18 protein-coding genes are annotated in these 20,727 nt (G+C 33.7%); 9 read left to right on the forward strand and 9 right to left on the reverse strand.

The window, feature by feature from the left end; genetic code table 11:
- Positions 1-17 precede the first annotated feature (17 nt).
- The 5 genes from QL232_RS04345 to QL232_RS04365 form a co-directional block, all read right to left on the reverse strand.
- Positions 18-2,984: a TonB-dependent receptor gene (locus QL232_RS04345; RefSeq protein ID WP_281613248.1), complete on the reverse strand. Its 2,967-nt coding sequence runs from the start codon at positions 2,982-2,984 to the stop codon at positions 18-20.
- 225 nt (positions 2,985-3,209) lie between these two features.
- A complete protein-coding gene (locus tag QL232_RS04350; RefSeq protein WP_281613249.1) occupies positions 3,210-4,886 on the reverse strand; it encodes a DUF6377 domain-containing protein in 1,677 nt (558 codons plus the stop codon).
- A 255-nt stretch (positions 4,887-5,141) separates the two neighbouring features.
- Positions 5,142-6,296 carry an ABC transporter permease gene (locus tag QL232_RS04355; RefSeq protein ID WP_281613250.1) on the reverse strand — a complete coding sequence of 385 codons (1,155 nt, stop codon included), beginning with the start codon at positions 6,294-6,296 and terminating at the stop codon, positions 5,142-5,144.
- A 5-nt stretch (positions 6,297-6,301) separates the two neighbouring features.
- Entirely contained in the window at positions 6,302-7,261 is a 960-nt protein-coding gene (locus tag QL232_RS04360) for a biotin/lipoyl-binding protein (RefSeq protein WP_168882747.1), read from the reverse strand.
- Positions 7,262-7,265: 4 nt separating this feature from the next.
- A complete protein-coding gene (locus tag QL232_RS04365; RefSeq protein ID WP_281613251.1) occupies positions 7,266-8,723 on the reverse strand; it encodes a TolC family protein in 1,458 nt (485 codons plus the stop codon).
- A 244-nt stretch (positions 8,724-8,967) separates the two neighbouring features.
- Here QL232_RS04365 and QL232_RS04370 point away from each other — a divergent pair, with 244 nt between their 5' ends.
- The gene (locus QL232_RS04370; RefSeq protein WP_348646717.1) at positions 8,968-10,164 is read left to right on the forward strand and encodes a DUF819 family protein; all 1,197 of its coding nucleotides are present in this window, start codon (positions 8,968-8,970) and stop codon (positions 10,162-10,164) included.
- 5 nt (positions 10,165-10,169) lie between these two features.
- Positions 10,170-10,661, forward strand: coding sequence for a DinB family protein (locus QL232_RS04375; protein WP_281613253.1), 492 nt, complete (start codon positions 10,170-10,172; stop codon positions 10,659-10,661).
- Positions 10,662-10,714: 53 nt separating this feature from the next.
- Here QL232_RS04375 and QL232_RS04380 read toward each other — a convergent pair whose 3' ends face one another.
- Entirely contained in the window at positions 10,715-11,812 is a 1,098-nt protein-coding gene (locus QL232_RS04380) for an AI-2E family transporter (protein WP_281613254.1), read from the reverse strand.
- Between the two features lie 230 nt (positions 11,813-12,042).
- Between QL232_RS04380 and QL232_RS04385 the strand changes: the two genes are divergently transcribed.
- Positions 12,043-12,456: a hypothetical protein gene (locus QL232_RS04385; protein WP_168882752.1), complete on the forward strand. Its 414-nt coding sequence runs from the start codon at positions 12,043-12,045 to the stop codon at positions 12,454-12,456.
- 45 nt (positions 12,457-12,501) lie between these two features.
- On the opposite strand, the gene QL232_RS04390 is transcribed toward QL232_RS04385, so the two are convergent.
- The gene (locus tag QL232_RS04390) at positions 12,502-13,329 is read right to left on the reverse strand and encodes a hypothetical protein (protein ID WP_281613255.1); all 828 of its coding nucleotides are present in this window, start codon (positions 13,327-13,329) and stop codon (positions 12,502-12,504) included.
- A 164-nt stretch (positions 13,330-13,493) separates the two neighbouring features.
- Here QL232_RS04390 and QL232_RS04395 point away from each other — a divergent pair, with 164 nt between their 5' ends.
- Positions 13,494-14,759, forward strand: coding sequence for a DUF418 domain-containing protein (locus QL232_RS04395; protein WP_281613256.1), 1,266 nt, complete (start codon positions 13,494-13,496; stop codon positions 14,757-14,759).
- Positions 14,760-14,811: 52 nt separating this feature from the next.
- Here the strand turns inward: QL232_RS04395 and QL232_RS04400 are convergent, their stop codons facing one another.
- Positions 14,812-15,216, reverse strand: coding sequence for a DUF3127 domain-containing protein (locus tag QL232_RS04400; protein ID WP_168882755.1), 405 nt, complete (start codon positions 15,214-15,216; stop codon positions 14,812-14,814).
- 132 nt (positions 15,217-15,348) lie between these two features.
- On the opposite strand from QL232_RS04400, the gene QL232_RS04405 reads away from it, so the two are divergent.
- From QL232_RS04405 to QL232_RS04415, 3 genes are all read left to right on the forward strand, one after another.
- On the forward strand, positions 15,349-16,506 hold the full coding sequence (locus QL232_RS04405; RefSeq protein WP_281613257.1) for an acyl-CoA dehydrogenase family protein: 1,158 nt from the start codon (positions 15,349-15,351) through the stop codon (positions 16,504-16,506).
- Between the two features lie 5 nt (positions 16,507-16,511).
- Positions 16,512-17,216 (forward strand): pseudouridine synthase, encoded by a 705-nt coding sequence (locus QL232_RS04410; RefSeq protein WP_281613258.1) that lies wholly within the window; start codon positions 16,512-16,514, stop codon positions 17,214-17,216.
- Between the two features lie 187 nt (positions 17,217-17,403).
- Positions 17,404-17,625: a hypothetical protein gene (locus QL232_RS04415; RefSeq protein WP_281613259.1), complete on the forward strand. Its 222-nt coding sequence runs from the start codon at positions 17,404-17,406 to the stop codon at positions 17,623-17,625.
- A gap of 52 nt (positions 17,626-17,677) precedes the next feature.
- On the opposite strand, the gene QL232_RS04420 is transcribed toward QL232_RS04415, so the two are convergent.
- Complete coding sequence (locus QL232_RS04420) at positions 17,678-18,703, reverse strand: aldo/keto reductase (protein WP_281613260.1); 1,026 nt, start codon at positions 18,701-18,703, stop codon at positions 17,678-17,680.
- Positions 18,704-18,846: 143 nt separating this feature from the next.
- Between QL232_RS04420 and QL232_RS04425 the strand changes: the two genes are divergently transcribed.
- Positions 18,847-19,428 (forward strand): TetR/AcrR family transcriptional regulator, encoded by a 582-nt coding sequence (locus QL232_RS04425; protein ID WP_281613261.1) that lies wholly within the window; start codon positions 18,847-18,849, stop codon positions 19,426-19,428.
- Positions 19,429-19,432: 4 nt separating this feature from the next.
- Positions 19,433-20,722 carry a TolC family protein gene (locus tag QL232_RS04430; protein WP_281613262.1) on the forward strand — a complete coding sequence of 430 codons (1,290 nt, stop codon included), beginning with the start codon at positions 19,433-19,435 and terminating at the stop codon, positions 20,720-20,722.
- Positions 20,723-20,727 lie beyond the last annotated feature (5 nt).

Below are 20,727 nucleotides of genomic sequence, written 5' to 3' on the forward strand. Positions count from 1 at the left end.
CTTTGTAGATCAAAAAATTAGAAAGAAATGTTTGCTCCGAAAATGATACTTCTTGTTTGAGGGTAAGTACCATAATCTATTCCTAATACTGTATTTGAATTTCCGCCTTGATTTACCTCAGGATCATAGCCAGAGTAGTTGGTTAAAGTCCAAAGGTTTTCACCTGTTGCATACACTCTAAATGATCCCACTCTAATTTTTTCCAGAAGGTTTGAAGGAAGGTCATAACCGATTGTAAGTGCTTTTAGTCTTAAGTAAGAAGCATCTTCTACAAAACGGGTTGAGATTCTAGAGTTATCTGTATTACCTTGGCTTGATTTCGGAATATCAGTTACATCTCCCGGTCTTTTCCATCTTCTTAATACTGCAGTAGTTTGTGATTTTGCATCAGTCATTCCCTCTGTATCAATCCTTGTTGCATTTAGCATTTCATTACCTTGAGACCCTTGAAAGAAGATGTTTAATGTAATTCCTTTCCAACTTAAGGTATTTGTAAAACCGTAGATAAAATCTGGGTTTGCGTTTCCTATGATTGTTCTATCATCAGGTGATGGTGAAAATCTAGACTCTCCATTACTTCCCATGTAATATGCATTACCTGTTTGTGGATCAACTCCTAAAAATTCATACCCATAAATTACACCTAAAGATTGCCCTTCTTTAATTTGAATGGCCTCACCTCTACCAGCAATACTACCCGTATAGATTTCCTGTCCCACTAAATTGGTCACTTCATTTCGGTTAAATGAGATATTAAAGTTTGTCGACCATCTTACTTCTTTATCTACATTTACTGTATTTAAATTAAATTCGATACCCTTGTTCTCCAAGGCCCCAATGTTTTGGATAGCATTATCGTAACCTGTTGATCTTGGTAGTGGAGCATTTAATAATAAATCGCTTGTTCTTTTAATATAAGCATCTACGGTTAGCTCTATTCTATCTTGTACCAAGCCTACATCAAGACCAATATTGGTTTGTTCTGATTCTTCCCATTTCAACTTCTGGTTCTCAATTGATGCAGGGTAAGAACCTGGTTGAGTGGCACCTCCAATAGGATAGTTAGCACCCGATCCAACTTTACCCATATAAGCATAAGTTCCAATATTATCGTTACCTACAATACCATATCCAGCTCTAAATTTCAGATCTGAGATGATTTCTACACTTTCTAAAAATGCTTCTTCTGAAATTCTCCAACCAGCAGAGAACGATGGAAATATACCCCATCTATTTTGTGGACCAAATGCACTAGATCCATCCATTCGTATATTGGCAGTCAATAGATATTTGTTATTGAATGCATAGTTTACTCTACCGATAAAAGAAGAATTGGCTTTTTCTGCTTCTGTAGCTGTAGCTGCAGCAATTTCTGAACCTCCATTGGGTGTTGAAATTGCATCTGAAGCAAAATTTCTTCTTTCAATAGTACTGCTTTGCCAATGGTATTTTTGAACGACAGCACCTACTAATCCTTGAATTTTATGTTTACCTAATGTCTTGTCGTAGGATAATGTATTATCAAAAATATAATAAGAGTTGTTATTCTGACTTACTATCGATTGACCGTTTAATGCTCGCCCATAAGAAGTTCTATAAGGATCAAGAAAATAATCGTATTTATCTGTATTGTTATCAATACCAATATTAGTCTTGAACTTAAAATCTCTCAAAAAGGTTATTTCTGCATATAGGTTACCTAAGAAACGCTTATTATTAAATCCTCTTTGGGAACCATCGGTACTCGCAATAGGGTTTTCCCAGTCTTGAAAAGGATTCGAAGTAAATGTCCCATCATCATTGTAGATTCCAATAACCGCAGGTGTTGTAAGTGCTCCTAATAATACACCACCCTGATTTACAGCTTGATTATCCTTAACATCAACATCATTGTAATCTACATATGATAAGCGAGTTCCTAATTTTAACCAGTCATTCACTTCCTGATCGATATTCACTTTAAAGTTAGCTCTATTCATCTCAGAGCTTCTTACTGCGCCTTGTGTCCCTGTAAAACCTCCCGAGATATAATAGTTTGTCTTATCAGATTTCCCTGAAATAGCCAATTGGTAATTTTGTGTATATCCTGTTTGGAATACTTCATTCTGCCAATCTGTATTATTCTGATAATTTTCCCAATCGGTATTATATCCCATCTCGGTCATTAAATCTCTATATTGTTCGCCATTTAATACCTCTTGAGTTCTCCATACTTCATTTATACCACCATATATGTCTAATGATACTGTTGGTTTTGTTGAAGTACCTTTTTTAGTAGTAATCAATACTACACCATTCGCTCCTTGTGCTCCGTAAATAGCCGCAGCTGAGGCATCTTTTAATACCGAAATACTTTCTATATCAGAAGGACTTAATGATCTTGTATCTGCAGTTGGTACCCCATCAACAACATACAAGGGTTCCGAACCCGCATTGATAGAGTTCGTACCTCTAATTCGCATGGATATACCCTGAGAAGGTTTACCAGAAGAGGCCTGAACTTGTACACCGGCTACTTTACCTTGAATTAAAGATCCTACTTGAGTATTCGGTCTTGATTCTAAATCTTCACTACCTACTACACTCACTGATCCTGTAACGTCTTTCTTGTCTTGAGATCCATAACCAATCACGACTAATTCTTCTAGTTTGATCATGTCTTCTGCTAAAGAAATATCAATGGTCGATCTGGCACCAACAGTTACTTCTTCTGTCACCATACCCACATAGCTAAAAACTAAGATATCAGAACTATTGTTGATCTCAATTTTATAATGTCCATCAAAATCTGATGTAGTACCAACAAGTGAGTTCTTTAATAAGATAGTCACTCCTGGAATCGGATCTCCAGATCGATCTGTTACAATCCCACTTATTGTTGATGTCTGTGCATATATATTTGTTGATAGAAGTAAAAGAAGGAATAGTAATGAAATACAACTCCGTTTTACAACAGAATCATAAAGAGTATTATGTCTAGTCATTATAGTACAAACTTAATGTCATATAAATAGATGCTCGAATAAAAATTGAAGGGTAATTATTTTTTCAGCTGGACCTTCAGCGAGCTAACAATACAAAGTTGGCAGTTTAAAAGTGTACTACCTACGCATAGTAGTAAAAATGTAGATCTATATAGATACTATAAATCTAATATACAGACAGTTAACTAAATTAATAGCTATGAAAAATATAGATGATAAATAGGCTTAATTTTCTATATTTTTATTAAACTCTCCAATTTTCATAACATAATCGTCAAACTTTTCTCTATCTACAGAAGCCTTATTTTTGATCTTTACCCTATAGTTATAAATCGTCGTTACAGAGTTGCCTAATAACTTCGCAATCTTATTACTGTCGTTAATCCCTAACCTTACCAAGGCAAAAATTCTTAATTCGGTAGTTAAGCTATTTTTATTTTTAGTAACGATGGGCTGATCTTTATCAAGTAGTTTATTAAAAGACTCTACGAAGCTAGGGTAGATATGAAGGAAAGTTTCATCGAAGTTTTTATAAAACAGTTTCATTTCCATTTTACGGACATCACTATTCTTAATTTCAGTTAGTAATTCTCCATACTTTCTTTTAATCAACATCTTTTGGGTATGTAAACTTTGATGTTCAAGTTTGTCTATATAGTCACTACATATCTTTAAAAACTCTCCGATATAGACCTCTTTTACCATATTTGTAGTCGACAGATCAGTATGAAGTTGATTGAGCTGTTCATTCGCATCAACTAATTCTTTATTAGAATCTCTAAGCTTATTATTTGTAGTAATAGTAATATTCCTTGCCTCTCTAATGGATTTAACTTGTCGATAAATAAAGAACAAACCTATAACTAGAACTATAGTCATTATTGTAATAATAATGTTGAAGTGTTGTAATCTGCTTTTTTGTTCTCTCAACTGTACTTCATAGGATTTTGATATGACAGGAAGAATATTTGCAATTTGAATAGCCCTTAACTTTGAATTATAGAACAAAGCATCTTCATAGGAGATATTAATGTATTTGTAAGCTCTTTCTATATCGTTTTCATGATATAATAAAAAGGCCAATGTTGCTAATGAAGCATTATCTTTTACTGCAGCTTTTAAGTCTGATATTGCTGAAAGTATCAAATACTTTTTTTGAAGGTTTATTTTTTCTTCAATTTCATAAACTAAGGAACGTTCAAAAGCTACTGTTGCATATAATTTATGTCCCAATTCAGTCCTTGCTATTCTTTTCGAATTGATGGATAACGCTAATTGAAGATCTCTATTATCTAAAGCCCTCGTCTCTCTTATATGTAAAAACTCTTCAGAGTTTTCAGGAACATGCATTAATATAGAATCACAATAATTAGTATAAGCTTCTTTATAACCTTCTTTGATTTTTTTTGTCGGTGAATAAAAATACAATTGATTGTACAAGTCCTTACGAATCACATAATATTTATGTAACAGATGTGTAGACAGCTTTTTAGGATTTAATTTATCGAGTATTTCCGAAGACTCTTGATAAATACCCGCAATCACAAGTACCTGAGCAAGATTCAACTGACTTTCATGAATTAATTCGGGTTCGTTCAATTCTTGTGCAAATTTGATCGCTTCATAGGCGAAATGTAATGCTCCATAAAATTCAAAAACTAGATATTGATTATAAATTTCAGTCGCAAGAAAATACTTATTTCTTGTAGAGGTTGAGTCCGTTTCAAGAACTACTCTGAATTGATCTATCTTTCTATTCTTCTCTATGGAATAAGATTCTCTTTCAGCAATGATCTGATCCAATAATGAATACAAAGAGTCTAATTGTACATCTTCAAGTGGAGCTGCAAAAAAGTCGAAACTGATAAATAGGGATAGTAGTAGTAAAAAAATCCTTTTCATACGCTGGTAAGTTGAAAATCAAATGTCAAAAAATAAGTCGTAGTATTATGATATGCTTATAAAAGGCATTATAGTAACTCTATTTTAATTAAATATTATGGAATTTGAAAATAATTGATAGAAGAACATTATACATTATGAAATAAACATAAGATCACAGTAATAATTACAATATTCTTAGAAAAGAGAAAAAACACCTCAAAGGAAACCTAAGAGGTGTTCGTACTAAAATAGAAAAATTATTCTTACCTAAATTTATTCAGTGATCTTTAACTTCCTATAAAGAAGAGAGAGCAATCCTATTGCAGAAAAAGATCCGATTAAAATCAACATTTTAACTTGCGGAAATATCATATTCATATCAGCATTAAAATGAAGTATCTTACGTAAAGCTTCAAGAAAATGCGTTAATGGAATTCCTTTAGAAATATTTTGTATCCATACTGGCATAGCATTTAAAGGCCATGTAAAACCAGAAAGAATAAAACTTGGAGTGGAAATCACCATCAATACTTCTGTTGCCTTCAGTTGAGATGGTAAGATCCAGCTGACCAAGCCACCCAAACATGTTAGGGCAAACATAAATACAGCAGTTAATATCAATAAAACACCATAATCGGACGGCTCTGGTAATTTAAAGAGTGGGAACATCAATAATTGAAGTCCACCCCACAAAACCACACCGGTGATCCAATAAGGAAGTGCTTTACCGAAAAATATAGTGAAAGGGTTTTTCGTAATAGACGCAACTTTACCAAAAGTATTTTCTTCATGTTCTTTACTATAGCTGAGTGCCATTCCTAATAAGAAAACCTGTTGCATCACGGCACCTATAATACCTGGCCAAATAAAAGTCAGGTAATTCGATGTCGCATTAAAATATCTTGTATCATCTATAGCAAAGGCTTCCCATTGTTCTTTCGCCGTTGCTAATGGAATTCCCTGTTTGTTGAGTCCAACAATTTCGATTCCTGCATTGAGTGTCCCCAATACCGTACGAATACCGATATTTGCATAATTACCAGTAATCATATTCGCACCATTCACCTCAACTTGGATATGAGGGTGTCTCTTATAATTAATTGCACCTTCAAAACCCTGAGGAATACGAACTATCGCTTCGAAATTTGGTAGTTCATCTTTGATATCACTTTCTTTTATTGAAACATGATCTACACTCAAGTAATAATTTTCCTCTAAAGCATCTATCACTTTATGGCTTAGAGGCGAATTGTCTTGATCAATTACAGCAATACTTAAGTCTTTTACTGAAGCCTGTTGGTAGGTATACCCCACTAATAACCCAAAAAAGATAGGTGCACCAAAAAAGACCATGACCAAAACATCATTGGAGAAGAATAATTTAAACTCTCTCTTTACTATCTGAGAAAAGGCTTTTAATTCTTTCATCTTCCTTATTTTTTAGACATCACTAAAGTTGTATTTGTAAGCAATTGATCTGCTTTTTTCTTATCTACTGGAATCATTTTTAAGACATAAAGAGATTGATCCATCTCGTAATTAGGATTCATCGATTTCCTTGTAGCAAAAGACATTTCTTCTTGAATAGAAACAACTCTTCCTTTAAATTTTTCTTGGTTGCCAAAAGCTGTTGCTACCTCTACTAATTCGTTGTTTTTATATTTTAGGACATCACTTTCATCCAATACAAAACGGAAAAATGTACTTTGGTCTGCATAACCTGAAAAGATATTATAACCTGGTAAAGCTAACTCTCCTTCCTGAAGTGAGATAGATGAAATACGCATCGCCTTTGGAGCAATAATATAACGTTCGGATAAAGCTACATTTACTTCTTTTAAAGCTCCTTTCGCTCTTTCTAATTGCCCGAGTGCCATACGTTGCTTTTCATTTCTTACACCAGAAATGACTTCTTTTTTCTTAGCTGAAGTACCATCATATTTAGCTTTCGCCATTAAATATTTTGTTTTCACTTCATCATATTTCTGAGCAGAGATTAAAGAGTCCTCATACATTTCTTTTATTCTCTGGTAACTTTTCTCTGCAAATCTATATTGTTCTTCTGCTGCTGTATAGGCAGCATCTACTTGATCTAATTGTTCCTTAGTTGCTCCATTAAAAGCCATTTGATATTGGGCTTTGGCTGCTTTTACTGCACCCAATGCTTGATCTAATTTTGCTTCAGCTTCTGGTAAATCAATAACCGCTAAGGTATCTCCAGATTTTACAATATCTCCTTCTTCAACATTAAGTTGTACAATTCTTCCAGGAACTTTTGATGCTACATAAACTGCTTTACGTTTTACTTTTCCTTTAAATTGATCGTTTTGAATAGGTTGAGCACAAGATGCTGCTAATAATAATAAGACGATATATGTAAGTTGTTTTTTCATTGCTCTATTTTTGAATGTGTTCTACGTTTAAAACTCCCATAGCATCTAATAATGCTATTGCAGATGTGCGTTGATCTGCTACTGATTGAATGTATTCTAATTGAAGTTTTTCATAATCTGAGATTTCCTCCAAGATGTCATTAACATCAGCTAGACCATTTTTTAATTCTTGTGATCGAATTTTCAATCCAGTCTCAGCTCCATCCAATTTTTGTTTTGCTACATCTACCATTTGAGTAGCAACTTCCCATTCCATTTTTTTCTTTTCAAAATCTAGAGAAACCAACTCCTCAGCATAAGCTTTCTTTTCTCTCATTGACGAAATGGCCAATTCCGATTTTTGTACTTCTCTTTTTCGTTGCAAACCATCAAAGATTTCCCACTGCATACCTACACCAACAAATGGAATTGGATCTACACTTGTTAAACTAGAACCACCTTGCATAACATGAGCAAAAGCTTTTGCCTTAGGTAAGGCACTATACTGTTCAGCTTTATGTTTTCTTTCAAGTGCTTCAACAGAAAAGTCAATTGCTTTAATTTCTGCTCTATTACCTAAATTGATTTCGTTTTGATCTACCCACCATACTTCAAGTTGAGGTGATATTGTAATTAATTCTTCTTTCGATAAACCCGTTAATTGCTGTAATTTTTGAACTACTAGATTTCTACTTGCATTCAATTCTATTCTTTTGGCAACAATATCTTTTTCAGCAATTCTAATTTTATTCAGATCGTAGTCTGTAGCTAAACCAACTTCTTTCGCTTTTTCTGCAAATTGCTTTTGCTTGTCTAACCTTTTCTGACTCTCTTCTAGTACAACTAAAGATTGTGCTATCACAGCTAACTTATCGTAATATCCGACAGTTTCCGTAATGATTTCATTTTCATCCTTTTGCAGCATGGCTCTTTGAGCATTGGCTTTCGCTTCTGCTGCTTTGGCATAATTTGGAGCCTGCAAACCTGAGAAGATGACCATTTCTACATAAGCATCATAAAACCATAAATTTTGATCTTTTAGGCTTAATGTTGGTTGGTCGGGTACCTGCATTACCATATTACCAATGTTATTGTAGATCCCTTCTATCATTGGAGTTCCAATACCAATCATAGTAGGTGGCAACCCAGAATTTGCCAAATTTGCTAGCGATTGTTCTTTACTGTGTTCGATACCTGAGATAAGACTATTCTTCTCTGCAGACATATCTCTTGAGATATTAATATCATTCAGTAGGTAAGCATAGCCACCTTTTACCCCTACCTTTGGAATATAAGTGTATAAAGCTCTTTGCTTATCATATTCTGTTGATTTAATCTCGTTTTCTTTAATTTTAAGTAAGTGCGAATGATCCAGTGCTTTTTCTACAAGATCTTTTCTAGTCAACTCTTGAGCAAATGATTGTTGAACCAGTAAACTCAATAGCAAAGTTAAATAGGATAATAGTATTCTTTTATGTTTCATTATTTCTCCGATCTATATAAAAATAAATCTTAAATTTTACATGAATGAATGTTCATTCACAAATGTATTCTATTAATACGACATCCCCAATAGTAATGTTTCAAATAAGTTTAAATATTCTGAGATTTTTGATTAATTAAAATTAAAGAAATTTTCCTATTCTTGTAACTTGGATTAAAATCATACCATAAACATATATATAATGCCAGTTATTACGAACGATGCAATAGTTTTTGGTCTACTTATGGCCTCATTAGCATTCGTATTTTATACCTCATCCTTAAAGAATTCTTTTTGGTCAAAATTCTATAAAATATTCCCTCCCCTATTGATGTGTTACCTCATTCCTTCTTTGATGAGCACATTCAATTTAATTTCAGCTGATCATTCTAATTTATATACAATGGCTAAGAATTATCTTTTACCTGCCAGTTTGATATTAATGACGATTAGTGTTGATATGAAAGGCATAGTGAACTTAGGTTCTAAGAGTATCATTATGTTCTTATCTGGAACTGTTGGGATTATTTTGGGAGGACCACTAGCGATATTAATCGTATCTGCAATTTCCCCTGAAACTTTCAATGGGGTTGGATTTCAAGAAGCATGGAGGGGTCTTGCCACTCTGGCAGGTAGTTGGATTGGTGGAGGTGCCAACCAAGCAGCTATGTTGGAAATCTATCAATATGATCAATCTCTCTATTCTGGTATTGTCGCCGTAGATATTATTGTTGCTAATATCTGGATGGCCATTCTATTAATGGGTATTGGTAAAACCAAACAAATTGATAAATGGTTAAAAGCCGATGTAAGTGCTATTGAAGAATTAAAAGAGAAAATGACTGCTTTCCAAAAGAAAGTAAGTAAAGAGCCTACTCTAAAAGATTTAATGATCGTATTAGGAGTTGCTTTCGGTATCGTTGGTTTGTCACATTTATTGGCTCAGCTATTAAGTGGGTATATTTCATCCATTGTGGAAGACCCAAGTACTAGTGTGCTAAGTAGTAAATTTTTCTGGTTAGTATTACTTGCTACTACAATTGGTGTGATTTTGAGTTTTACTAAAGCTCGAGATTTGGAAGGTTACGGTGCTTCTAAATTTGGAAGTGTTTGTATTTACATATTAGTAGCTACCATTGGTATGAAGATGGATGTTACTAAAACTATGGATAACCCAGGTTTATTAGCAGTAGGTGGTGTTTGGATGGCCATTCATGTGATAATCATGATCATTACAGCCAAAATTATTAAAGCACCATTTTTCTTCTTGGCAGTAGGTAGTAAAGCAAATGTTGGTGGTGCTGCTTCGGCTCCAGTTATTGCCTCTGCTTTCCACCCTTCTTTAGCACCAGTAGGTGTATTACTTGCTGTTTTAGGATATGCATTAGGTACATATGGAGCAATGCTTTGTGCTTATTTGATGATGTTAGCAAGCCAATAAATTAAATGAATTCTCATATTGAACAAATACAAGATAATACTAACCATTTGGTTACATTTCTAGAAAATCTAGATTTATCTAATGAAAAACCAACTAAGGATCAAGAGTGGAGTATTTTAGAAATCCTTGAACATATCTATATCACCGATAGAGGTATTTATAAAATGCTTTCTAAACCCACTGATTTGATTGCCGAGTCTGATGAGATAGCGGGAAAAGGTAAATTAGAACATATTCTAATTAATAAAAGAGCGAATAAGGTGAAGTCTCCTGATTCATTTGTACCAAAAGGCATATACAAAGATGTAGACTCTTTTAAAAAGGAGTTTCTTGCTTTTAGAAATGCTATGGTAGATGATATCATAAATGAGAGGTTCCTTATTGATCAAAGGATACATAAACATTTTGTTTTGGGTGAAATGACGATATCTGATTGGATTTATTTTATCATTTATCATACAAATAGACATTTAGAACAGATAAAGGAAAGAATCTAAATGCTATAAATAGAAAAGTCTTAGAAGTGATTTACCTCTAAGACTTTTTTATTTTAATTCTGAACGGTTTCATCAAAGAAGAAATCATCGTCTAAATTAGTTCGTATTTGAGGGGCTCCTATATTTCCAGTCTCTGATAATAGGATGGCAATTCTTCTGGTAGACTCAAACTCCCCAAAAATAATGATCATCAATACTGTAATAGGAACAGAAAGGATCATCCCAATTACTCCCCATATAGTTCCCCAAAAAGCTAAAGCTATTAGTACCACTAAACTAGATACATTTAGAGAATTTCCCATCAGTTTTGGTTCAACAAAATTACCTACTATCAATTGAATCGCACCAACGGCAAGAAGTACTACCAAACCCAAGGTTGGTTCTGCTGTTTGAATAATGATAAAGAAAGCAGGAAATAAAGTCGCAATTAAAGAACCAATGGTAGGAATGTAATTTAATATGAAAATAATAGCAGCCCAGAAGAAGGGTGCATCAATTCCAACGAAAACAAGTACCAGATAACTTAATATACCTGTAATTAGACTTACAAATGTTTTCAGTGTTAGATAACTACTCACTAAGTTGCTCACTCTAGTAAGCAATTTCATTACTTGAACATAATCTGAATCTTTAGGATACATTGCTTTAAGTTTATCACCAAATCCACTCTCTTCTAACAGTAAGAAAACAATGTATAGAAGTATCGTAAATGCATTGCCAAATAAACCTGTAACAGAAGATAGTACTGTTCTTAGTAGACTTGTAAAATTGGTATCACCCACCATCTTATTTAATGAGTTGGTGATATTAATATCAAAAAGTGCATTTAGCTTATCTTCCATTAACTGTAAGTTACCGTCATAATGTGACATAGATTCTGAAAGGTTTTGAATACTTACACTCATAATTTTAACCACAACAAATAAAATCCCAAAGATGGTAAGTGATGCCATGAGATTTTGTAGCCAAATTGGAAGTTTATGTTCTTTCAAACTAATCATTCCACTGATCATTGTTCTTACTTCCACTACAATTAAATAGAAAATTGCAGCAAGTATTAAGGGTACTAAAATACTTTTCAGGTAAATCAGACAAACAACAATAATTACTAATAATAAGGCCGTTGAAGCTGCCTTAGTCACTTTATGCATTTTATATCTTTTTTGATGTAATAACTATTTCTAAAAAAATGGAGTAACCTTAGTAAAAATACGAACAATCTCGAACAAAGCGATCGTTTTCGAACATTATTTACAATTATTTTATAACAACATATAATTATAATCATTTGATAGTCAATGTATTGTAAAATTATGGCATATTTATCGAATTATAGTTAGTGTGTCAAATTAATTACTATCTCACTTAACCTTACTCAAAAATGAAAACTGTAATCTCAACTGTACTAGTGTCATTAATCGTTTTATTATCATCATTTGCTGTACCTACTTCTTTAGAGGAAGCTCCTACTGAAGAAAAAATGTCATTACTAATTAAGATGGTAAACAGTGCTGAAAATAATGATTGGGAAACACTCAACAAAGCAGCACAATACTCAATTAATTGGAATGCCGATTTAGAATTAGCTAAAGAATGGTTAGATGCATCCTTAAACATCAGTGATAATGCTGAAGCCTATGAGTTACTAGGTGATTATCACTTAAGAAAAGGTGAAATTACAAAAGCTTATGGCTACTATGCGAAAGCATTACAAAAAGGTATTTTCACTTTATCGAAAAAAGATATGCACAGAATCCAACGTAAAAATATGGTCTATGGCAGAGCTTTAAGATAATAAAACAACTGTTTGTGATAAGGTAGGAATAACATCCTACCTTTTTTATTTCCTTTTTCTTCTCTTTTCACCGGGACAATTACATTCTTCCTTATGTCGGATACTATATTTAAAAGAAAAACCATAGACAGGTGTAATTCTGTTTAAATTTCTTTCTGGTTTACCTTCACTTATAAGCTCTCCGTTGGCATCATAACTTGGCCCAGTGGCCGGTGCAAAATAAAACTCAGTATTTCGCATAGCAAATGCTCCTATTCTAATTCTATCCGACGCATACCAATACATATCTAATCGTAATCTTGATAAATCGACTAACCTTTGATCTGTAGCATCATCACCATTATTAATAAAGAACTCATAAGAAAACTCTGTTCGAAATTTTGGCTTACCAATATTAAAATCTTTCCCTAATAACAACCAAAAGCCAAACCTTCCGTAATTATCTCTCGTTCCAGGAGTGTCTACCTGTTTAAAAGGTGTAATATATTCATACTGTATCCTTTTCTGAAAATCTAGTAAACCATCACCAATCTGTCCATTATGTTGTAAGAATAATCGCCAATACCATACATTCCAATCAGGTTCAAAAACAGATCGTATGGAAGCACCTAAGTATAATTTTTCAGTTAGATGATGAGCATAACCGGCCATTATATGTGCTCTATTAATATTTAATCCATCTACGATATAGCTGTCAAAAGCAGATGATCGAGTATTGACCTCAAAAAATAATGAATCAAGGTTATTTAATTGATAATCGAAGTTCCAATTGGTCCAATATGAAGTGTCTAGATTTTTCTTCTCCGTTTCCTGAGCGTAGGTAGTTATTGATAGAAAACAGATAGAAATGTAAAGAAAACAGTTAAATTTCATAAAAAAATATTCTAAATCCTTGAATTTCGTTAACAATAGAGCCTTATTAACAAATGCCTTGTAACTAATACTTAAAGGTAACCGATAAATTTAATGATTGCGATTTTCTATTATTCATTTTTGACTTTCGCAGATACTTAATAATTTACTAATCTTACGCATTCATGACGAAATCTCAAACTATAGGACCAACTACTGGCAAACAAAGGCTCGGAGTAATCGACGCATTACGTGGCTTTGCGATATTAGGAATCTTATTTGCAAACATATTGAGCTGGAGTTTGTTTAAGTTTAATCCTTTTACAACTCTTGAAACATTACCATATTTTGAAGAAAACAATATTTTATATAGCTTATTAAGCTTTTTTATTGATACTAAATTCTATAGTATCTTCTCAATTTTATTTGGAGTTGGTTTCTTTTTACAATACGACCGTCAGAGAGACAATCAAGAAGCATTCTTAAAAGTATACAAAAGACGTCTAAGATTTTTAATCTTATTCGGTTTTATCCATATGTTATTCTGGTCTGGTGATATCCTTATGCTTTACGGTATGATGGCATTTATCTTCATACAGTTCAGAAACATGTCTTCTGATAAAATATTAAAATGGTCTATCGGACTAATGTTCCTTGCACCATTAGCTATTGATGCAGTAGTTTATTTCATTGCCCCAGGTTGGATGTCTCCTGAAGAATCATTGGCAAAAAAGACTTATATAGATCAAGATCCTGCTTCTGTTGTTGCAGCATTCCAAAGTGGAAATGTTTTAACGGCATTCAAGCAAAATTTACATAACGTTATGTGGAGATGGTTCGATTTCTTACCATCTGGTAGACCGTTTAAAGTATTAGGCCTTTTCCTATTAGGTTTTTATTTACAGTCTAAAAACTTCTTCACAGTTACAGGGCGTTCTTGGAAAGTATTCTTCTCTTATGCAGCAATAGGAACTGTTTTACATTTGATTGGATATCAAATTGGTGGCTCTATGGCACAATTCCCAAGTTCACTAAGTGATTTAGGATATAAAGCAGTAATGGTTGTTGGGCAGGTATTCCTTGCTTTATCTTATGCGTCATTATTATCCCTTATCTACCATACAAGTTTTGGTGAAAAGCTATTTATGCCATTAACTTCTGTAGGTAAGATGTCTTTCACCAATTACTTATCACATACATTTATTGGTATTGTCATTTTCTATGGCGTTGGTTTCGGTTTAGGTGGTCACCTTAACTTAGCTCCAATATTTGCCATTGCAGTATTAATATATGCATTCCAAGTAGCATATAGCTATGTTTGGTTGAAGTACTTTAAATTTGGACCATTAGAATGGGGATGGAAATGTCTTACTTATAAAAAGACTTTCCCTCTGAAGAATAGTACTTATGAAAAAATTAAAGCTGACCGTTTAGCAGCAGCGAAAAAATAAACACAACAAAAAAGGTTATGAAGTAATTTCATAACCTTTTTTGTTTTTCAAACTAGAATGGCAAATCTCCATCAATATCATCGCCTCCTACTGGTGGCGGTGGAGGTGGTGGTGTATTTGTTGTTTGCTGTGTTGGTGCAGCATACGCTTGTTGAGGAGCAGCTTGTGGCTGTGCAGCCGCAGCAGCTTGAATTCTCCAAGCTTCTAAGTTTGTAAAATATATAGTTTCTCCTCCCTTATCGAAAGGTCTACCTTTTAAATCAAATGTTACAGCAATATCATCTCCTTCATTAAATCCGTCTAATAAAGTACAACGATCTTGCGTTGCTTGAAATTTAATGTACTGAGGGTAACTTCCATCTTGGATTAACAGTACAAATTCTCTTTTCTTGAAACGATCTGATACTTGTTGAGTATCCATGATCTTTTCAACTTTTCCTACTACTTCGAAAGCCATCTTAAGTCTTTTTTTAGTTTGAATCACGAAGCTACAAAATTGATCAGAAAAATGTTGGATTTTTTATCATAATATTCAACAATTCCAGATAATTTAAGAACTTACTAAAACAACACTAATCCCTATAAACACATGACTGATTTTTATACTATTTCAGATTTACTGACTGAAGAACAACTACTAATTCAGACTTCCACAAGAGAATTCATTCAAGCGAATGTCTCTCCCATTATTGAAGAATGTGCACAAAAATCTACTTTTCCAAACCATTTGATTAAACAATTTGGAGAAATGGGACTTTTAGGCCCTGCCATTTCTGAAACATATGGAGGAGGTGGATTAGATTACATTTCATATGGCCTCATCATGCAAGAAGTAGAAAGAGGTGATTCTGGACTGAGGTCTATGGCTTCTGTACAAAGCTCATTAGTGATGTATCCTATTGAGGCTTTTGGATCAGAAGAGCAAAAATATAAATGGTTACCTCGTTTAGCTAAAGGTGAGATCTTAGGGTGCTTCGGTTTAACGGAACCAAACCATGGATCTAACCCTGCAGGTATGGAAACAAAGCTCACTGAAAAAGATGGTGAATATATCTTGAACGGAGCAAAAATGTGGATTACAAATTCTCCACAAGCCGATATTGCCATCGTCTGGGCCCGAGATAATAATAAAAGAGTAAAAGGTGTCATTGTGGAAAAAGGTATGGAAGGTTTTTCCGCTCCTGAGATTCACAATAAATGGTCTTTAAGAGCTAGTATCACTGGGGAATTGGTTTTTGAAGATGTAAAGATTCCGAAAGAAAATATTCTCCCATTAAAAGATGGATTAGGTGCACCGCTTATGTGTCTAGACAATGCAAGATATGGTATTGCATGGGGTGCTATTGGTGCGGCAATGGATTGTTATGAAACTGCCCTAAAATATTCATTAGAAAGAGAACAGTTTGATCGCCCAATTGCTGGATTTCAATTAACACAGAAGAAACTTTCCGAAATGTTAACAGAAATCACAAAAGCACAACTACTTGCATTACGATTAGGCCAATTAAAAAACGCTGGAAAGGCTACCACCGCACAAATATCTATGGCTAAGCGTAATAACGTAGAAATGGCATTAAAAATAGCCAGAGAATCAAGGCAAATTCTCGGAGGTATGGGTATCTCCGGTGAGTTTTCTATAATGAGACACATGATGAATTTAGAATCTGTTATCACATATGAGGGTACACATGACATACATTTATTAATTTTGGGAGCAGAAATTACAGGAATTCCTGCATTTAAATAAAACTTATGTCAGAGTATAGATATTTTGTGGTCAATAAACCTTACGGAGTATTGCCTCAGTTTTCAGATCAAGATGGTAGAAAAACATTAAAAAGTTTAGGAAAATTTCCATCTGATGTCTACCCTGTTGGACGCTTAGATCTTGACAGCGAGGGCTTATTGATCATTACCAATGATAAAATGCTTAATCACAAATTATTAAACCCAAAATTTGAACACAATAAAACCTATTTGGTTCAAGTAGAAGGTGATATTACTGATGAAGCAATAAAAAAATTAGAAAAAGGAACTGAAATTTCAGTCAACAAAACAAAATATAAAACATTACCTGCCCGCTGTAAAAAGGTGGAAAAACCGGAAAATTTAGAGGAAAGAGATCCACCAGTTAGATTTAGAAAAAATATCCCTACTTCGTTTATTGAGCTGACAATTCATGAAGGTAAAAATAGACAGGTAAGAAAAATGACGGCTTCTGTAGGATTTCCTTGTTTAAGGTTAATCCGCTTAGCTGTCGAAGACCTAAGGATTGTCAACTTACCAAGAGGTGGTGTTATTGAGCTTGATAAAGAGTTTATGTTGGAAAAACTCAAATTAAAGAAGGATGCTGGTAGTGCACCTAGAACGAATCAAGCAAGACATAGAAAACCAAGTGGTGGTTCTAAACGACCAGGTTATGGCAGGCCTAAACCTAAACCAAAAGGTAGAAGATAATCTCTGATATTAACGAAAGCCTGATTGTTATTTTTTTAAATAATAATCGGGCTTTTTTGATAAGTATTAGAAGTGTGCAAAATGTTTTATTATCATAAATGATTTAACCTAAATAGATCCTGAACTATTCTTTTATATTTACATCACAAAGCAAATTAATTGATTTTTAGCTATATAAATTCTAACTATGAAACAGTTCCTAACTATTATTTCAGTAAGCTTAGTATCTCTATTGATGTTAAGTTGTGATCCTCAAACTGAAGAAAATATTGAACCACAGAAGATTGAGCCTATTTCAAAAGAAGGTGAACAATCTATAATACTACATGGTCGTATGCGTAAGAAAACTAGATTGATTGAACCATCTTGGTGGTTTACTTTTGAAGAAAACGGTTACCGTAACTTCTAAAGAAAAAAGAGCGATTTACCAATGTAAATCGCTCTTTTGTTTAATGAAGAGTTTACTTTCTCTGATCAATTTTATCATACCAACCTCCAAAAGCATATTGTATTGGGTTTGCCTCTTTTAGGAATTTAGTAGGAAAACCTAAATCAATTGCTGATTCTCCATCCAATAACTCAAGGTCTAACTGATCCAATTGCCAATCCAAACATTTGATATTGTCTATAATTTGATTCGTTTTTCTTGCTCCAATAATTGGAATAATATTTTTATTCTGTGCTCTCAACCAATTTAAAGCTACTTGAGCAGGACTCTTCCCTAATTTATCTGCTATCTCAACTACTTTTTTAGCGATCGATAAATTTTTGGAATTATACTTTACACTTTTTTCCGTCAACCTACCATCCTTATCTATTTCTTTATTGTATTTACCTGATAACAATCCAGCTCCAAGAGGTGACCAATTAGTTGTTGTCATACCAAAATCATTGGCCATAGGTAATAATTCCCTTTCCACATCACGAGCAATTAAAGAATACTCTACTTGTAGCCCTGCAAAAGCTTCCCATCCTCTTAATTCTGCAATCGTATTTGCTTTTGCAACCACCCATGCAGGTGTATCTGATATTCCTATATAACATACTTTCCCCTGAGAGATTAAATCATTCATTGCTCTTAATACTTCTTCTGGTTGTGTAGTAAAATCCCACATATGTACCCAAAGGATGTCAATATATTCGGTGTTTAAACGCTTGAGGGATGCTTCAACAGTTCTCATCATATTTCTTCGAGAGTTTCCTGTTCCATTTGGATGTGAGGAATCTTCGATGAGCGTATATTTAGTTGCAAGAACAAACTTATCTCTTTCCTGACCTACAAATTCACCAAGGTATTTCTCAGATGTTCCATTCGTATAAAAGTTGGCAGTATCAAAGAAATTACCACCAGCCTCTACAAAGGTATCAAACACTTCTTTAGATGTATTTCTATCCGAACCTGTTCCCCAATCTTCCCCAAAAGTCATGGTACCTAAACATAGTTCCGAAACTTTTAAACCTGTCTTACCAAATAATTTATAGCGCATATATCATTTTATTAATTGATTCTATATTAAAAATAAGAATTCCTGATCATTTACTATCAAATCATCATTATTAGTTCTTAAAATTTTTATTTTAACTAACCAATTAGTTAAATTAGCAATGAATTAACCAAATGGTGAAAATTATGGATAAAAAAGATAAAATTCTTGAAGTAGCGAGAGAAGTATTTCAAGAAAAAGGGAAGAGTGGAGCAAGGATGCAAGAAATTGCGGATAAAGCCGGTGTCAACAAAGCTTTGCTCCATTACTACTTTACGAATAAAGAAGGATTGTTTAAGGAAGTATTTACAGAAATGATTCGTAAGACATTATTGCCTTTAAAAATCAATCTTTTGAGTGGTGAGGACTTAGAAGTAAAAATTAAGAAGTTCGTTGCAGGATACATTGATATAATGAAAGAAAACCCCAATATGGTATCTTTTATTCTTGGCGAATTAAGAATGAATAAAATACCTATTGACCCACCTGAAGATATAAAAGAAAGTCTCAATGTATTGAGAGTTCAATTACGTGATGACGATCGATTTAAAACTATCGACCCTTTTCAAATCATGTCTATGATCATTGGTAGTTGTATTTTCCCATTTATAGGAAGGCCGATGTTAACTCGATTAGGCCTGGAAGATGAACAAACTTATGAGCAGTTTTTAGAAGACAGAAAAGAAATATTACCTGATATAATTTTAGATGGAATAAGAAATAGATAATCCAATGAGATCAAAAAATAAACTCCTCCTCCCCTTGCTTATTCTATATGGATGTTGGCATACTACAGACGCACAAACCATCATTACATTTGAACAGGCTGAAAAAGAAGCTGTAGAAAAGCACCCCATTACAACTCAAAGAGAAATCTATGAAAGGATGCATCAAGCAGGCATAGAAAGTATCAGTAAAGACAAATTACCCAAGTTTAATTTACAGGGTAAACTTGGATACTTCTCAGATGTCATCTCTCCTTCTGACCCTAATTCTCCTGCTGCAGTAGTTTTTCCGGAAATCCCACATACCCAATGGTCTGCTTATGCCTCTGTAGATTATAACCTTTATGATGGAGGTATAAAAAAGAAAAAGCTTGCAGATAAGGAAGCGGAATACGGTGTTCAAATGCAAGAGAACACTGTAAGTCAATTTAAGATCAAAGAATCTGTCTCTCAAGTATATTTTGCAGCGTTAAGCTACCAAGAACAAGAAATACTAATAAAGGATGGTATTATTAAAGAGATCGAAAACCGCATCAAAGAAATGGAAGCTTTGCAAAGCGGTGGGGCGGCCTTACCTAATAGTACTGATGCTCTTAAAGTAGAGTACCATAAGGCAAAGCAGAAACTACTCTCTGTTCAGGCTCAAAAAGATGGAGCTTTAAGAGTATTATCTATTTGGTTAGAAAGGGAAAGTGAATGGAAAGAGATTGAATTAACAAGACCAGAGATATTAAATGAAAATTCTAATGAAATTCTTAGGCCTGAACTAACAATGTTCTCTCTACAAGCACAGAGAATGGATGCAACTAGCGATCTTCTTCACTCTCAGAGAATGCCTAAAGTTGGTCTTTTTGCACTTGGAGGATATGGAACACCTAACCCCTATAACTTTTTTGAGGTAGATGGTGATGTATTCTATCAAGTGGGATTTAAAGTGCAATGGTCTCCTTTTGATTACGGTAAAAACAAAAAGGAAAGACAAGTTACTCAAATACAAAAAGAAGTGATTAATGCTGAATTAGAATCATTCAATAAAAATATAAATATTCAGGTTTCACAAATTCAAGCAAGAATTAATCAGCTAGAAACTATGATCACTGAAGATCATGAGATCATAAAAATTCAAGAAAACAGAGCTAAAAGGACGAAGGGTGCATTAGAAAATGGTGCTGCCACTTCTTCTCAATATGTTACAAATTTGAATGAATTAACGGATGCCAAGTTAAACCTCTCAAATCATGAATTAGAGTTATTACAAACTCGTTATCATTTAGCCATGACAAAAGGACTCCTTTAAACCGA

This window comes from Flammeovirga sp. SubArs3, from assembly GCF_947387565.1.
Classification (GTDB): domain Bacteria; phylum Bacteroidota; class Bacteroidia; order Cytophagales; family Flammeovirgaceae; genus Flammeovirga; species Flammeovirga agarivorans.

What these genes read in the sequence shown, in the direction of transcription:
- QL232_RS04400 (WP_168882755.1), bottom strand. Translation starts at nt 15,216, where the DNA reads ATGGCTTTCGAAGTAGTAGGAAAAGTTGAAAAGATCATGGATACTCAA.
- QL232_RS04375 (WP_281613253.1), top strand. Translation starts at nt 10,170, where the DNA reads ATGAATTCTCATATTGAACAAATACAAGATAATACTAACCATTTGGTT.
- QL232_RS04385 (WP_168882752.1), top strand. Translation starts at nt 12,043, where the DNA reads ATGAAAACTGTAATCTCAACTGTACTAGTGTCATTAATCGTTTTATTA.
- QL232_RS04415 (WP_281613259.1), top strand. Translation starts at nt 17,404, where the DNA reads ATGAAACAGTTCCTAACTATTATTTCAGTAAGCTTAGTATCTCTATTG.
- QL232_RS04365 (WP_281613251.1), bottom strand. Translation starts at nt 8,723, where the DNA reads ATGAAACATAAAAGAATACTATTATCCTATTTAACTTTGCTATTGAGT.
- QL232_RS04380 (WP_281613254.1), bottom strand. Translation starts at nt 11,812, where the DNA reads ATGCATAAAGTGACTAAGGCAGCTTCAACGGCCTTATTATTAGTAATT.
- QL232_RS04395 (WP_281613256.1), top strand. Translation starts at nt 13,494, where the DNA reads ATGACGAAATCTCAAACTATAGGACCAACTACTGGCAAACAAAGGCTC.
- QL232_RS04370 (WP_348646717.1), top strand. Translation starts at nt 8,968, where the DNA reads ATGGCCTCATTAGCATTCGTATTTTATACCTCATCCTTAAAGAATTCT.
- QL232_RS04360 (WP_168882747.1), bottom strand. Translation starts at nt 7,261, where the DNA reads ATGAAAAAACAACTTACATATATCGTCTTATTATTATTAGCAGCATCT.
- QL232_RS04425 (WP_281613261.1), top strand. Translation starts at nt 18,847, where the DNA reads ATGGATAAAAAAGATAAAATTCTTGAAGTAGCGAGAGAAGTATTTCAA.
- QL232_RS04410 (WP_281613258.1), top strand. Translation starts at nt 16,512, where the DNA reads ATGTCAGAGTATAGATATTTTGTGGTCAATAAACCTTACGGAGTATTG.
- QL232_RS04350 (WP_281613249.1), bottom strand. Translation starts at nt 4,886, where the DNA reads ATGAAAAGGATTTTTTTACTACTACTATCCCTATTTATCAGTTTCGAC.
- QL232_RS04405 (WP_281613257.1), top strand. Translation starts at nt 15,349, where the DNA reads ATGACTGATTTTTATACTATTTCAGATTTACTGACTGAAGAACAACTA.
- QL232_RS04355 (WP_281613250.1), bottom strand. Translation starts at nt 6,296, where the DNA reads ATGAAAGAATTAAAAGCCTTTTCTCAGATAGTAAAGAGAGAGTTTAAA.
- QL232_RS04345 (WP_281613248.1), bottom strand. Translation starts at nt 2,984, where the DNA reads ATGACTAGACATAATACTCTTTATGATTCTGTTGTAAAACGGAGTTGT.
- QL232_RS04390 (WP_281613255.1), bottom strand. Translation starts at nt 13,329, where the DNA reads ATGAAATTTAACTGTTTTCTTTACATTTCTATCTGTTTTCTATCAATA.
- QL232_RS04420 (WP_281613260.1), bottom strand. Translation starts at nt 18,703, where the DNA reads ATGCGCTATAAATTATTTGGTAAGACAGGTTTAAAAGTTTCGGAACTA.
- QL232_RS04430 (WP_281613262.1), top strand. Translation starts at nt 19,433, where the DNA reads ATGAGATCAAAAAATAAACTCCTCCTCCCCTTGCTTATTCTATATGGA.